The sequence below is a fragment of the Comamonas sp. UBA7528 genome (assembly GCF_002479375.1).
In the GTDB taxonomy this organism is placed as follows: Bacteria; Pseudomonadota; Gammaproteobacteria; order Burkholderiales; family Burkholderiaceae_C; genus Comamonas.
In genome coordinates, this window is record NZ_DLMU01000001.1 from 14,197 (window position 1) to 26,946 (window position 12,750).

A 12,750-nucleotide genomic window follows, 5' to 3' on the forward strand; every position below is an offset into this window, starting at 1 on the left:
ATGCCGCCCATGGCGCCGTCGGCGGATGGCCCCGTGAACCCCATACCAGGAAAGAGTGACCCCATGCCTTCTTTTGACACCGTGCTGGAAGCCGACTTCGTCGAAGTCAAGAACGCCGTCGAAAACGCCTCCAAGGAAATTGGCACCCGTTTTGACTTCAAAGGCACATCGGCTGCCGTGGAACTGAAAGACAAGGAAATCACCATGTACGGTGATGCCGAGTTCCAGCTGCAACAGGTGGAAGACCTGCTGCGCAACAAGCTCACCAAGCGCAATGTGGACGTGCGCTTCCTGGACATCGAAAAGCCCCAGAAGGTGGGCGGCGACAAGGTCAAGCAGGTCGTCAAGATCAAGAACGGCATCGAGTCGGAGCTGGCCAAGAAGCTGCAGAAGCTGATCAAGGACAGCAAGATGAAGGTGCAGGCCTCCATCCAGGGCGAGAGCGTGCGCATCACCGGCGCCAAGCGCGATGATCTGCAGGCCGCCATGGCGCTGATCCGCAAGGACCTGGCGGACCACCCGCTGTCGTTCAACAACTTCCGCGACTGAGGCCCCGGTCCCTGGCGGCATCAGCGCCGGAGCTGGCCTGCCTCAGGGCGGGGCCAGCAACTGCCCAAGCGCTGCCGGCAGTTCCGGGTGGCGCCAGGAAAAGCCCGCTTCCCGGGCGCGCTGCGGCACCAGCCGCTGGCCGCCGAGCACCAGCACCGACATCTCCCCCAGCGCCAGACGCAGCGCCCAGGCCGGCACAGGCAGCAAGGCCGGGCGGCCCAGCGTCCGCGCAAGAATCCGGGTGAATTCGGCATTGCGCACCGCCTGCGGCGCGCAGGCGTTGTAGGGGCCGCTGCAGGTGTCGCTGTGCAGCAGGTGGTCGATGAGGGCCACCTGGTCCTCGATGTGTATCCACGGCATCCACTGCCGGCCGTTGCCCAGCGTGCCCCCCAGCCCCAGCCGGAACGGGGGCAGCAGGCGCGCCAGCACACCTGCGTGGGGCGCAAGCACGGGTGCCGTGCGCAACAGCACAACCCGCGCACCCCATTGGCACGCGCGCTCCGCCTCCTGCTCCCACGCCATACACAGGCGGCTGCCGAAGTCCGTACGACCCGGCATGCTGTCTTCGGACAGCCATTGCTCCCCGCCGTCGCCGTACCAGCCCGTGGCAGAGCCCGAGATCAGCACCGGCGGCACCGTGGTCTGGCGCCCCATCCAGTCCACCAGGGTACGCGTCAGGTCCACGCGGCTGCGCCACAGCAGGTCGCGCCTTGCCGCAGTCCAGCGGTGGCTTGCAATGGGGGCCCCTGCCAGGTTGACGACGGCGTCCACTGGCGGTCTGCCATCCAGCGCCTCCAGCCTCGCGATGCCCTGTGCGCCGCTGCACAGCGCCGGCACCTGCTGCGGGTTGCGGCTCCAGACCCAGAGCTCATGGCCTTGGCGTTGCCAGTGCCGGCACAGGGCCTGCCCAATCAGGCCGGTGCCGCCAGTCAATAGGATACGCATGGTGTTCTCCTTGGTGGACAGTGGCGAAGACCTTACCAGGGAAGGCGCTGGCCATCGTAGGCCCAGAAGCCGCCGCTGTCTTCGGGTTGCAGGCCGTCCAGCAGCACCAGCAGGTCATGTGCGGCCTCTGCGGGCGGGCGACCGATCTGTGCCCCGCGAAACGGGGCCGACAGGGCCGAGTCCACGGTGCCTGGGTGCAGCGCGGCCAGCACGGCCTGGGGACGCGTGCGGGCGACCTCGATCGATGCAGTCTTGAGCAGCATGTTCAGCGCTGCCTTGGAGGCGCGGTAGCTGTACCAGCCACCCAGCCGGTTGTCGCCGATGCTGCCCACCTTGGCCGACAGCACTGCAAACAGGCTGCGCTCGCCGCGCGCCAGCAGGGGCGCGAAATGGGCCAGCACCAAGGCTGGGCCGATGGTGTTGGTGGCAAAGCTGGCCGCCAGGTGCGCAGCGTTGAGGTCGGCCAGGCGTTTCTCGGGGCCGCCTGCTGGACCGCAGAGCATGCCGGTGGCCAGCACAATCAGGTGCCAGGGCCCGCGATGCGCCAATGCCTGCGCGGCGCTGGCGATGCTGTGCCCGGCGTCCAGGTCGACCGCCGGATCGCTGTGGCGGCTGAGCGCACACACCTCGGCGCAGCGTGGATCGGCGCTCAGCTGCGCAGCCATGGCGCCGCCGATGGCACCGGAGGCTCCGATCACAATGGCACGGTAGGCAGTGGGAAGCGATTGCATGGCAGGCCTCGTGCGTGGGGTTACAGCGCATCCAGCCGCCCGCGCAGCTGACGGGCCTGCCCGCGCAGGGCCTCCTGCTGTTGCGGGGGCATCTTCTGCCACTGGCGGTACACCAGCGTCAGCCGGTGGTTGTCGCGCAAAGCGGTGCTGTGGCGGTCAAAGAAATCCCAGTACAGGGCGTTGAAGGGGCAGGCACGCGGGCCCGTCCTTTGCCGGGGGTCGTAGGCGCAGCCCCGGCAATAGTCGGTCATGCGCTGCAGGTAGGCAGCCCCGCTGACATAGGGCTTGGTGGCAATCAGGCCGCCATCGGCGCTCTGGCTCATGCCCAGGGTGTTCGGCAGTTCCACCCACTCGAAGGCATCGATGTAGATGCCCAGGTACCAGCGGTGCAAGGCGACCGGATCCAGGCCGGCCAGCAGGGCGAAATTGCCAATCACCATCAGCCGCTGGATGTGGTGGGCATGCGCGGTCTGCAGCGACTGGCGTATGGACAGCTGCAGGCAGCGCATCCCGGTATCGCCCGTCCAGAACCAGCTCGGCAGCGGCAGGGTGTGGCCCAGAGCGTTGCGGTTCTCGTAGCCCGGCATGCATGACCAGTAGATGCCGCGCACGTACTCCCGCCAGCCCAGTATCTGGCGCACAAAGCCCTCCACCGCCGCCAGCGGGGCCAGACCGCCGCGCCAGGCTGCTTCGGCGCGGCGGATCACTTCCAGCGGCTGCAGCATCTTCACATTCAGCGCAAACGAGAGCAGCGAATGGAAGAGGCGTGGCGCCTGGCTGGCCATGGCGTCTTCATAGTCGCCGAAGTGCAGCAGCGCCTGGGCGATGAAGGCTTCCAGGCAAGCCAGCGCCTCGGCGCGGTTCAGCGGCCAGCGCAGGGCTGCGGCCTGTGGCTGGCCCAAGCTATCCACACCACAGCGCTGCAGCATTGCCCACAGCCCGCTGTGATCGTGTGTCGGGCGCCAGTCGGGCGGCTGCGGCGGAGTCCCCGGCCAGGGCTTGCGGTTGTCGTGGTCAAAGTTCCACCGCCCGCCTTCGGGCTGGCCGTCGGCATCCAGCAGCAGCCGGTGGCGGCGGCGCATGTGGCGGTAGAAATGCTCCATCAGCCACTGGCGGCGCCCCTGCATCAATGCGGCCAGCTCGCCACGTGCCGTCAGAAAGTGTTCGCTGTCCACCATGTCCCAGGCCAGCGGCTGGGTGGCAGCCCAGGCCTGCAGTTGGGCATCCAGCCGCCACTCGTCGGGCTGCTGCCATTGCACGCTGCGGGCACCGTAGTGCCTGGCCAGCGCCTGCAGGTTGCCGGGGATGGACTGGCGGTTGCTGGCACTCTCCAGCGCTACATAGCGCACGCGGTGGCCGGCGGCACGCAGCTGGCGCGCAAAATCGCGCATGGCCGCAAAAATCGCCAGTATTTTTTGGGCGTGGTGCAACACGTAGTCGGTTTCCTGGCGCACCTCCATCAGCACATAGACCACCTGCGCGTCCACCTGCTGGAACCAGCTGTGTCCGGGGTTGAGTTGGTCGCCCAGCACCAGCCGCAGGGTGCGGGCTGGCCAGGGGGCCGCGCGGGGGGATGTAGCGTGTGTCATGCTGTCCCCCACCGGCGCCGGTAGGTTCCCTGGGGATCCCAGGTGGCGGCCTGTCGCACGGGATCAAAGCGCCTGCCGCCGCGCGGGTCGGTGCCCCGGCCCGCGATGTAGAGCCAGTTGCCCTGGTTGCTGTAGACGTCATAGTCCAGCAGTTGCGCTTCGAACCATGCCGCCCCGGCACGCCAGTCGCAGCCCAGCTCATGTATGAGGTAGCTGGCTGCCACCTGGCGCAGGCGGTTGCCCAGGTAACCGGTGGCCGCCAGCTCGCGCATGGCCGCGTCCACCAGCGGCTGGCCCGTCTGTCCGGCGCACCATGCCGCAAAACGGCGGCCATCGTGCGGCGTGGCGCGCACGGGCCCCAGCCCGCGCGACCGGTACAGTGCGCGGCCGTGCTGCAGGTGCAGCAGACGGAAATAGTCGCGCCACAGCAGCTCGAACCACAGCCAGTAGCTGCCATCGCTGGCGCCGTGCATGGCCTCGAACTGCCGCAGCTGCGCCCACGCCTGCCGGGGTGAGAGCGCTCCCGTGGCCAGCCAGGGCGACCATTTGCTGGAAAAGTCCAGCCCGAGCAGACCGTTGCGCGTGCGCTTGTAGCTGTGGGGCAGATGCCGGGCCAGGTACTGCGCCAGGTGGGCCAATGCCGCCGCTTCACCGCCGTGCAGCCCGTGCTGCAGAGAGGGGAACGCGCTGCGTCCATCGGCGGCAGGCCCCGACCCGGCCAGCGCGGCCAAGGCCTGTGCCGGAGCATCGGTGCATTGCCCGGGCATGCCGGGTGGCCATGGCGGCAGCGCGGTGGGCGACGGCAGGGGCGCGGCAGGCTGCAGCCCGGCGCTTTCAATCGCCTGGCGAAACGCAGTGAAGACGGCGGGCAGTTGCAGTGGCGGCCAGGGCAGGTGGTCGGGATCGAGCAGGCTGCTGTGCCATACGGTCTGGACCTGCAGGCCTGCCGCACGCAGGTCGGTAACCTGCGCCTGCTCCTCGGGTGCTGCAATCTCTTCGCACACCACAGTGCGGGTGCCCACGGTCCGTGCGAGTGCCGGCAAGGCGCTGGCAGCAGGTTCGTCCAGTATCCAGAGCGGGCAGCCCAGATGCTGCAACTGCCGGCGCAGCTGCTCCACGGCGGAGGCCCACCAGGCACGCCGGTGCGGGCCGATGCGCGCAAAGCCCCAGCGGGTGGTGGCATGCACATCAGGCAGGCACACCACGGGCAGCAGGTGCTTCGCCCCCAGGGCGCACGCGCGCTGCAGCGCGCGCTGGTCGTGCAGCCTGAGGTCGCTGCGGAACCAGAACAGCACCGTGCTCATGGCGGCGCTCCCGGCGATGGCGGCCGGTTGCGCTGGCGACGGCAGCGTTCCGAGCAGTACAGGACCGCATCCCAGACGCGGGCCCACTTTTTGCGCCATGCAAAAGGGCGCCCGCAGCGCTGGCAGCACTTTTGCGGCAGATGGGGCTTGCGGTGCATGGCGCCCTTCCGGTGGGAGCTCAGGCGGCGTGGCGCTGCCCTGCCGCATGGACGGCGCGTGCCAGGCTGCGGCCACTCAGCCAGGCTCCTTCCACGGTGCCGTTGTGCAGCCAGTCTCCGCACAGGCCCAGGCCAGCCGCAGGGCTCCACCAGCAGTCCACATGCAGCGGCTGCGCGGCGTCGGCATAGCGCCAGCGGTGTGAGGTCGCCTGCACGCTGGCCGGGCTGGGGCCACCGAGCTGCGCGAAGGCCTGCAGCAGGGCTGCAGTGACCGTCTGGGCATCGTCTTCCAGGTGGGCCTCGCTCCAGCTGTGGGAGGCCTGCAGCAGCCAGGTTTCGGGGCCGCTGCGGCCGGGTTTGCTGCTGTCGCGCGCAATCCAGCGCAAGGGGCTGTGCTCGACGACGCAGCCGTCCACCGCCATGGGAACCGGCCCGGCGCAGCGCACCATGACCGACCAGCAGGGCCGCATGCGGGCGCTGCGGGCAAGCCGGGCCGCTTCGGGCGCCACGGCTTCCACCAGAGCCACCGCCTGCGGCGCGGGCACGGCCAGCAGCACGGTCCGATAGCGCTGTGGTGCGGCGCCATGCTCGGGGCTGTGCAGCGCCCAGCCAGCGCCCTCCCCGACCGCCGTCTGCAGCGGCTCAACGGTGGTCTGCCATTGAAAGCGCACCGGATCGGGCATGTCCTGCATGCCGCGCACCATGTGCGCGGCGGGGGACGTCATGCGCGGGGTACCGACAAAGCGCTGCGGCGCGTTGTCCTGCAGCCGAAGACGTTCACCATCGTGGAGCCCTATCCTGCCCGGCCATGGGGCCGTGGCGCCCGCTTCCTGCCAGCTCCGGACCTGGGCGCGGAAATCGGCGTCCTGGGCCTGGAAAGAGGGTGCACCATGGTCGCACTGCCAGTGGGCGCCGGCGTCGGTGCCGCGCCGCGTGCTCATCCGGCCCGAAGCCCCCCGGCTTTTGTCGAAGACGTGCACGCTGTACCCGGCCCGGGCCAGAAGCTGCGCACAGGCCAGGCCTGCCAGGCCGGCACCGATGATGGCGATGGGACCGGACGGGGCCGAGGGGGAAGGATTCGGGATGGACATGGAACCTCAGGGCCGCCCGGCGGGCTCTGCATGGGTGTGGGACACCCAGATGAACGCATGCGTGTCGATGCCCAGCGCCTTGGCGCGCTGGACAATGCCATCCAGGGTCTCGGGCGGCAGGCTGGTGTCGCGCGCCAGAATCCAGGCATAGCGGGTGTTCTCGCCCACGACCAGGGCCCAGCGGTAGTCCCGGTCCAGCGCCACCACGTGGTAGCCACCGTAGAACGGGCCAAAGAAAGACACTTTCAGCGAAGCCGTGCTGGCGGCCCCTGTGAACAGGGCTTTGCCCGTGGCCTCACGCCACGCGCCGGTGGCAGCGATGCGGCCACGGTTGACCACCTGGACGCTGCCGTCCGGCTGGGGGGTGTAGCGTGCCGAGACATTGTCCATGCCGCGCTCGAACGCATGGTCCAGGCGCGCCAGCTCGTACCATCGCCCCTGGTAGCGTGCAAGATCGAATCCCTGGACGGGCTGCATCCCCTGCGGAGGACGGGTGTTGGCACAGCCCGCCAGCAGGGCCGTGCAGGCCAGACCGATTGCCAGCCAGGACAGCAGCCGTGCGTGCAGGGACCGGGCAGTCGGCACGCAGGGCCGTGTGCGTCGCAGAAGAGGCATGGTCATGTTCTGGTGTTCCTTGCGTTGAGTGTTTCAGTCTCCCGGCGCCGCCAGCGCGCCACCGCACCGGGAATGTTGGTCAGCAACCCCACCGGCACGACACCGGCGATGGGGTGCCGGTAGAGCGCGGGGCATGCGCCGCCGACCCACAGCCCGAGCGGCTGCGGCAGCTGGTTGCGCAAGGCCTGGAGGTTGTCCAGCACGAGGGATTCGGGGTGCACGCTGCTGAAGCTCAGGGCAATGAGATCCACGTGGTGGGCGTGCGCTGCGTGCGCCAGATCCTCCAACGGTGTCTGCGTCCCCAGCGACACGCAGCAACAGCCTTCCAGCGTCAGCAGGGCTTCCACCATCAGCAGGCCCAGGCCGTGCTGCTCCGGCGGCAAGGTGGTCAAAAGCACTTTGGGACGCCGGGTGCTGGCCAGGGGAGCGAGCGAGGCAATCGTCTCCCGCAGCAGGGAACCGATGACCTCGGTGTAGAAATGCTCCTCGAACACCTTGAAACGCCCTTGCACCCAGGCTTCGCCGACGGCCTGGTTCAACGGAGCGAGCAGCTCCGTGACAAACGGCGCCACGCCCATGCGCAACTGGGCATGGGCCAGGGCATGGCGCAATGCCTGGGGCGAATGCCCGGCAATCAGGTCCAGAAAGTCGGATACGGACTGGGCAGGCGGTGCGACAGTATTTTTTGTCCTGGACAAATCAGACAGGTCGTTCACGGAGGTCTCTGCCAGCAATCGCGCCAGCGCATCTGCGCCGAGGCCGACCACCTTGCCAGGCCGCATGCCTGCATCCAGCAGTTGCCGAATCTGCCTGAGCCGGGCAACCTGGCTGGCGGCATACACCCTGTCCCCTGTGGCATCACGCAAAGGCTGCGGAAAACCATAGCGTTTTTCCCAGACGCGCAGCGTGTCCTTGGCAATGCCGGTTTCGCGTTCCACCGCAGCGATGTGCAGCATGGAAGCGCCATCCTGCACGGATGGACTGCAATCGGAGGGGGCAGAGATAGACATGGTCAATTCAGGGAATAGGTCAAATTGTCTAGGACAAAAATTAGTTCGTCCAGTACATTAATTGTTACAAATTTGCACACCACCTCGGTACGCAGTGCCCGCCGACAGCAGCGTATGCCCTGGCGCAACGGGAAAAAAACGCTGCACACCTGGCCCGCCATGCCCTTCTTTCAGGGCGCAGCGGAAGGCGGGTTGTACCGGTGTAGCCGGGTCCGGCCGTGGATGGAGCGCTTTTTTCCAACCGTTCTGATGAACTGATTTTTTCTTGAAGACCAGGTTTCCTAATGTCAATCAGAAACAAGTTGCTATTGTCTTTTGGTCTTTTGATGCTGATTCTGTTTGGACTTTCCGGGATGGCCATGCGCACCATCGCCTCCACCCAGGAAAGCTTCGAGCACTTTGTATCCAACGATTTCCGGCGGGCCGGTCTGGCGCGCGAGGTACAGGCTGCGGCCGATGCCCGTGCAGTGGCTGCCCGCAACCTGCTGCTGGTCTCGGCAGACGCCGATATCGCGGAGGAAAGACAGGCCGTGGTGCAAGCCCATGAGCGGGTGCAGGAGCGTCTGGGGCGGCTGCGCACCCTGGTGCAAGCACCGGAGGTCTCCAGCGAGGAGCGCGCGCTGTTTGCCGCCATGGAGCAGATCGAGGCGCGCTATGGCCCCGTGGCACTGGCGATTGTCGAGATGACCCTGCAAGGCCAGCGCGAAGCGGCCATCCGCAAGCTGAGCGATGAATGCCGCCCCCTGCTGGCCGAATTGATGCGCAGGACCAGCGCATACGTGGCCTACATCCGCGTCCAGGGCGATGCCAACGTGGATGCGGCAGCACGCACCTATGTGTACGAAAAGACGTTTCTGCTGTCAGCCTGCGGCCTGGCCCTGGTGGTGGCGGCGGTGCTTGCCTGGCGCATCACCCGCAGCCTGACGCGTGCACTGGGCGCCGACCCCTCCGAGCTGCGGGCGGTGGCCCAGCGCGTGGCGTCAGGCGAGTTGAGCGAGGTCGCACTGGATGCGGGGGTGCACCACAGCAGTGTGCTGGCCTCGCTGGCAGATATGCAGATGGCCCTGGCACAGATCGTCCGCGGAGTGCGCTCGTCGGCAGAAACCATTGCCGCCAGCTCGGCGCAGATTGATTCGGGCAACACCGATCTGGCACAGCGCACCGAACTGCAGGCTACGCGGCTGCAGCACAGCGCGGCGACCATGGCACAGCTGCACGGCACCGTGGAGCAGAACGCAGAGCATGCCCACCAGGCCACGGCGTTGGCGGCCACCGCCAGCCGGTCGGCAGAGCATGGCGGCCAGGTGGTCGGCGGCGTGGTGCAGACCATGGAGGACATTGCTGCGGGCTCGCGCCGCATCGGAAGCATCATCGGCGTGATCGACGGGATTGCCTTCCAGACCAACCTGCTGGCCCTGAATGCTGCCGTGGAGGCCGCCCGCGCGGGCGAGCAAGGGCGAGGATTCGCCGTCGTCGCAGCCGAGGTGCGCATGCTTGCACAGCGCAGCGCAGAAGCGGCCAAGGAGGTCAAGCAACTGATTGATGCCAGCATGGGCAAGGTGGCACAGGGGGTGGAGCAGGTCCAGGACGCGGGGGCAACCATGGGGCAACTGGTGCACGAGGTCAAGAGTGTGGCGGCCCTGATCCGCGAAATCAGCACGGCGTCGCGTGCGCAGACACAGGGGATTGGCGAAGTGACCGTCTCGGTCTCGGAACTCGATCTGGCGACCCAGCAAAACGCCTCGCTGGTGGAGGAAATGGCGGGAGCGTCGGGCAGCCTGCGTGATCAGGCGAACCGCCTGATGGATGCCGTTGCCCTGTTCCGTACCGCGCGCAATTCCATGGCATGAACCGGATCGCCGTGTCGCCCGGCCTGCCATGGCGACGCACCGGCAGGCGAAAGCCGCCGTGGCTGCGCAGTGCCCCCCAGCAGATGCGGCAGTGGAAGCCGCAGCACCCCCCTTTGGTCCCGGCCGGCCAGAACATGCTGGCCGGACGCCCCCTGCCGCGCGACAATGGATGGATGGCGCGGACCCCGCGCCCCGCCGAGCCGCACCATGCCCACTACCTCCCTTCTGCCCGCAGCCCTTGCCACGGATGACGACCATTACGAAGACCTGCTGGGTCTGTGGTCCGACCTGGAAGCCAGCCTGCACCTGGTCCTGACCTCGCCCGCGCTGGTGCCCGCGCTGCCGGTCAAGATTCAGCAGCTGGAAACCTGGATGCGCGACCTGGTGGCCCACGACACCGATGCGGCGCTGTACCTGATGTTCCAGCTGGCGGGCACCTCCACCGTGGGCTACAGCGCCTCGCACGCCCTGGTCTGCGCCACGCTGTGCCAGATTCTGGCCACCTCCTTGCAGCTGCCGCCGCACGAACGCCACAGCCTGGTGCGCGCTGCGCTGACCATGAACATCGGCATGACCACCTTGCAGGACCACCTGTCCCTGCAGCGCGACCGTCCCAGCCCGGCCCAGCAGCAGGCGATCGACCAGCACCCGCAGGCCAGCCGCCGCCTGCTGGAGGAACAGGGCGTGAGCGATACGCTGTGGCTGGACATCGTCAGCCTGCACCACGCGGTGCCGCCCACGCAGCTGCCCTTGCTGCAGCAGCCTGTCGCCGAACGGCTGGCCCGGATTCTGGCCACCACCGACCGCTATGCGGCCATGATCAGCCCGCGCAAGTCGCGCCCCGGACGTTCGGTGGTGGATTCGACCCTGGCCGTGACCCAGGGGCCTTCGGGCGTCTTCGACGAAGCCGGCCACGCGCTGGTGCAATGTGCCGGCCATTACCCGCCCGGGGTGTTCGTGCGCCTGGACAACGACGAAACCGCCATCGTGCTGCGCCGCAGCCCCACGGCCCAGGCCCCGCTGGTCGCCCAGGTGCTGACAGCCCAGGGCTTTGCGCTGCGCCAGCCCCGGCTGGTGCACCTGCAGGCCAGCGACGCGCGGATCAGCGGCGCCCTGGCGCACACCGAAGTCAGCCTGCGCGTGAACCATTTCGCCATGGTGCAGCTGGGCCTGTACGCCGCGCGCTACAGCGAAGGGCTGCAGCACCTGGTGCAGTTGCCGGGCACGCACTGAGCGGACCCGGGCCGCGCTGCCGTGGCGCGGCCAACACTGCCCCGTGCGGCGCCACGCGCCGGCGCCGGGATGCGCTGGGTTTCTGCCTTGCCTGGTTTCCCCCTTACTTATAGAGCCTTACTTATAGAGGGCCGGCGTTATAGACGGCTTGCGCCAGGCCTCCTGCACCGACGCCCGGGGCCAGGGGCCGCAAGCCCAGGGACAGGCACGCAGCGCCCCGGGTGCCTCAATCGTCCTCGGCCGCGCTGATGTCCGGGAACAGCACGTCGGTGAACCCGAAGCGTGTGAAGTCGCGCACCCGCATGGGATAAAGCTTGCCCCACAGGTGGTCGCATTCGTGCTGCACCACCCGGGCGTGGAAACCGTCGACCGTGCGGTCGATCACCTGGCCCAGCGGATCCCAGCCGGTGTAGCGGATGCGCTGCCAGCGCGGCACCCAGCCGCGCATGCCCGGCACGGACAGGCAGCCTTCCCAGTCGCCCTCTTCGGCATCGCCCAGCGGCGTGATGGTGGGGTTGAGCAGGACGGTGGGCGGCACCAGGGGGCGGTCGGGGTAGCGCGGGTTGCGCTGGTCCGAGCCGAAGATCACCACCTGCAGGCCCACGCCGATCTGCGGCGCCGCAATGCCGGCGCCGTTGGCGGCGCGCATGGTATCGCGCAGGTCGGCAATCAGCGCATGCAGCTGCGGGGTGTCAAAAGTCTGTACGGGTTGCGCCTGCTCCAGCAGCCGCGCATCTCCCATCTTGAGGATGGTGCAAATCGCCATGGCAAATTCTTTCAGTGGGGCCCGCCGCCTGCGCCTGCAGCGCGGAACCGCAGCGGGAATGGGACAAAGCATAGCGCCAGGCCGTGCAACCCATGCACAATGCCCACATCCCTGCTGACCGCTGTTTCCGTGCCCGATTCCGATTCCGTTTCACCGCCTGCCGCGCCACCGCCCCACCAGCCTGTGGCCCACTGGCTGGTCCGCCTTCTTCTGCGTGCGCTGGCCGTCACCAGCCTGGCCCTGGGCATTGCCGGGGTCTTCATCCCCGGCCTGCCCACCACGGTGTTCATTCTGATCGCCGGCTGGGCGGCGGCCCGCAGCTCCCCGCGCCTGCACCGCTGGCTGTGGCAGCACCGCCTGTTCGGACCCATGCTGGTCAACTGGAGCAACGGGGGCAAGGTCAGCCGCCGGGCCAAATACAGCGCCAGCATCATGATGACCCTGTGCGCCGCCGTGCTGTGGCTGGCGCCCACCCCGCTGTGGGTGCGCTGGCTGGCCTGCGGTTGCATGGCCTGCGTGCTGGCTTGGCTGTGGTGCCGCCCCGAGCCCTGAAAGGGTCGCCCCAGGCGGTCTTTTGATTTTTTGTAGCGCTTTGTCCGGAGCGTATTTTTTCTATGTATATAATCTAGGTCTTGTTCCTCAATAGCTCAGTTGGTAGAGCGCCGGACTGTTAATCCGTAGGTCCCTGGTTCGAGCCCAGGTTGAGGAGCCACAGAATTGATCTGGTTGCGCAATCGCACGCAGCCATACCGAAATGTTCCCTGATAGCTCAGTCGGTAGAGCGACGGACTGTTAATCCGCAGGTCCCTGGTTCGAGCCCAGGTCGGGGAGCCACATGAAAAGGCTTGCAGTAATGCAAGCCTTTTTTCTTTGGCGCATGCGCACGGCCCAACACCGCACCCTATGCCG

13 protein-coding genes and 2 tRNA genes are annotated in these 12,750 nt (G+C 67.7%); 6 read left to right on the plus strand and 9 right to left on the minus strand.

All coding sequences use genetic code 11. The features are described 5' to 3' along the window. Positions 1-63 precede the first annotated feature (63 nt). Positions 64-549, plus strand: a complete 486-nt coding sequence (locus tag B3349_RS00075) for a YajQ family cyclic di-GMP-binding protein (protein WP_066533969.1) — start codon at positions 64-66, stop codon at positions 547-549. 42 nt (positions 550-591) lie between these two features. On the opposite strand, the gene B3349_RS00080 is transcribed toward B3349_RS00075, so the two are convergent. Genes B3349_RS00080 through B3349_RS00110 form a run of 8 tightly spaced genes read right to left on the minus strand, consistent with a single transcriptional unit; the run spans position 592 to position 7,992 of the window. Continuing rightward, the gene (locus B3349_RS00080) at positions 592-1,494 is read right to left on the minus strand and encodes a TIGR01777 family oxidoreductase (RefSeq protein ID WP_291585312.1); all 903 of its coding nucleotides are present in this window, start codon (positions 1,492-1,494) and stop codon (positions 592-594) included. 32 nt (positions 1,495-1,526) lie between these two features. Further along, complete coding sequence (locus B3349_RS00085; RefSeq protein ID WP_291585315.1) at positions 1,527-2,225, minus strand: SDR family NAD(P)-dependent oxidoreductase; 699 nt, start codon at positions 2,223-2,225, stop codon at positions 1,527-1,529. 20 nt (positions 2,226-2,245) lie between these two features. Continuing rightward, complete coding sequence (locus tag B3349_RS00090; RefSeq protein ID WP_291585319.1) at positions 2,246-3,814, minus strand: cryptochrome/photolyase family protein; 1,569 nt, start codon at positions 3,812-3,814, stop codon at positions 2,246-2,248. Beyond that, on the minus strand, positions 3,811-5,118 hold the full coding sequence (locus B3349_RS00095; RefSeq protein ID WP_349682172.1) for a DASH family cryptochrome: 1,308 nt from the start codon (positions 5,116-5,118) through the stop codon (positions 3,811-3,813). The genes B3349_RS00090 and B3349_RS00095 overlap by 4 nt, the downstream gene beginning before the upstream one ends. Then, complete coding sequence (locus tag B3349_RS20625; RefSeq protein ID WP_192333671.1) at positions 5,115-5,276, minus strand: DUF2256 domain-containing protein; 162 nt, start codon at positions 5,274-5,276, stop codon at positions 5,115-5,117. Before B3349_RS20625 ends, B3349_RS00095 begins: the two co-directional genes overlap by 4 nt. A 20-nt stretch (positions 5,277-5,296) precedes the next feature. Beyond that, a complete protein-coding gene (locus B3349_RS00100; protein ID WP_291585323.1) occupies positions 5,297-6,367 on the minus strand; it encodes an NAD(P)/FAD-dependent oxidoreductase in 1,071 nt (356 codons plus the stop codon). 6 nt (positions 6,368-6,373) lie between these two features. Next, positions 6,374-6,982 carry a lipocalin family protein gene (locus B3349_RS00105; protein ID WP_414646831.1) on the minus strand — a complete coding sequence of 203 codons (609 nt, stop codon included), beginning with the start codon at positions 6,980-6,982 and terminating at the stop codon, positions 6,374-6,376. A gap of 2 nt (positions 6,983-6,984) precedes the next feature. Then, positions 6,985-7,992, minus strand: coding sequence for a MerR family transcriptional regulator (locus tag B3349_RS00110; RefSeq protein WP_291585327.1), 1,008 nt, complete (start codon positions 7,990-7,992; stop codon positions 6,985-6,987). Between the two features lie 284 nt (positions 7,993-8,276). Between B3349_RS00110 and B3349_RS00115 the strand changes: the two genes are divergently transcribed. Further along, positions 8,277-9,842 (plus strand): methyl-accepting chemotaxis protein, encoded by a 1,566-nt coding sequence (locus B3349_RS00115; RefSeq protein WP_291585328.1) that lies wholly within the window; start codon positions 8,277-8,279, stop codon positions 9,840-9,842. A gap of 207 nt (positions 9,843-10,049) precedes the next feature. Beyond that, complete coding sequence (locus tag B3349_RS00120; protein ID WP_291585330.1) at positions 10,050-11,075, plus strand: HD-GYP domain-containing protein; 1,026 nt, start codon at positions 10,050-10,052, stop codon at positions 11,073-11,075. A gap of 226 nt (positions 11,076-11,301) precedes the next feature. Here the strand turns inward: B3349_RS00120 and B3349_RS00125 are convergent, their stop codons facing one another. After that, complete coding sequence (locus tag B3349_RS00125; protein ID WP_291585333.1) at positions 11,302-11,841, minus strand: peptide deformylase; 540 nt, start codon at positions 11,839-11,841, stop codon at positions 11,302-11,304. Positions 11,842-11,940: 99 nt separating this feature from the next. Between B3349_RS00125 and B3349_RS00130 the strand changes: the two genes are divergently transcribed. The 3 genes from B3349_RS00130 (at position 11,941) to B3349_RS00140 (ending at position 12,675) form a co-directional block, all read left to right on the plus strand. Continuing rightward, positions 11,941-12,393: a YbaN family protein gene (locus tag B3349_RS00130; RefSeq protein WP_291585336.1), complete on the plus strand. Its 453-nt coding sequence runs from the start codon at positions 11,941-11,943 to the stop codon at positions 12,391-12,393. An 84-nt stretch (positions 12,394-12,477) separates the two neighbouring features. Further along, positions 12,478-12,553, plus strand: a tRNA-Asn gene (locus B3349_RS00135). 46 nt (positions 12,554-12,599) lie between these two features. Beyond that, positions 12,600-12,675: transfer RNA gene (locus B3349_RS00140), tRNA-Asn, on the plus strand. Positions 12,676-12,750: the final 75 nt, after the last annotated feature.

Excerpts from the sequence above, each read along its gene's own strand:
- B3349_RS00110 (WP_291585327.1), bottom strand. The coding sequence starts at position 7,992 with ATGTCTATCTCTGCCCCCTCCGATTGCAGTCCATCCGTGCAGGATGGC.
- B3349_RS00130 (WP_291585336.1), top strand. The coding sequence starts at position 11,941 with ATGCCCACATCCCTGCTGACCGCTGTTTCCGTGCCCGATTCCGATTCC.
- B3349_RS00095 (WP_349682172.1), bottom strand. The coding sequence starts at position 5,118 with ATGAGCACGGTGCTGTTCTGGTTCCGCAGCGACCTCAGGCTGCACGAC.
- B3349_RS00105 (WP_414646831.1), bottom strand. The coding sequence starts at position 6,982 with ATGCCTCTTCTGCGACGCACACGGCCCTGCGTGCCGACTGCCCGGTCC.
- B3349_RS00085 (WP_291585315.1), bottom strand. The coding sequence starts at position 2,225 with ATGCAATCGCTTCCCACTGCCTACCGTGCCATTGTGATCGGAGCCTCC.
- B3349_RS00090 (WP_291585319.1), bottom strand. The coding sequence starts at position 3,814 with ATGACACACGCTACATCCCCCCGCGCGGCCCCCTGGCCAGCCCGCACC.
- B3349_RS20625 (WP_192333671.1), bottom strand. The coding sequence starts at position 5,276 with ATGCACCGCAAGCCCCATCTGCCGCAAAAGTGCTGCCAGCGCTGCGGG.
- B3349_RS00075 (WP_066533969.1), top strand. The coding sequence starts at position 64 with ATGCCTTCTTTTGACACCGTGCTGGAAGCCGACTTCGTCGAAGTCAAG.
- B3349_RS00115 (WP_291585328.1), top strand. The coding sequence starts at position 8,277 with ATGTCAATCAGAAACAAGTTGCTATTGTCTTTTGGTCTTTTGATGCTG.
- B3349_RS00100 (WP_291585323.1), bottom strand. The coding sequence starts at position 6,367 with ATGTCCATCCCGAATCCTTCCCCCTCGGCCCCGTCCGGTCCCATCGCC.
- B3349_RS00120 (WP_291585330.1), top strand. The coding sequence starts at position 10,050 with ATGCCCACTACCTCCCTTCTGCCCGCAGCCCTTGCCACGGATGACGAC.
- B3349_RS00080 (WP_291585312.1), bottom strand. The coding sequence starts at position 1,494 with ATGCGTATCCTATTGACTGGCGGCACCGGCCTGATTGGGCAGGCCCTG.
- B3349_RS00125 (WP_291585333.1), bottom strand. The coding sequence starts at position 11,841 with ATGGCGATTTGCACCATCCTCAAGATGGGAGATGCGCGGCTGCTGGAG.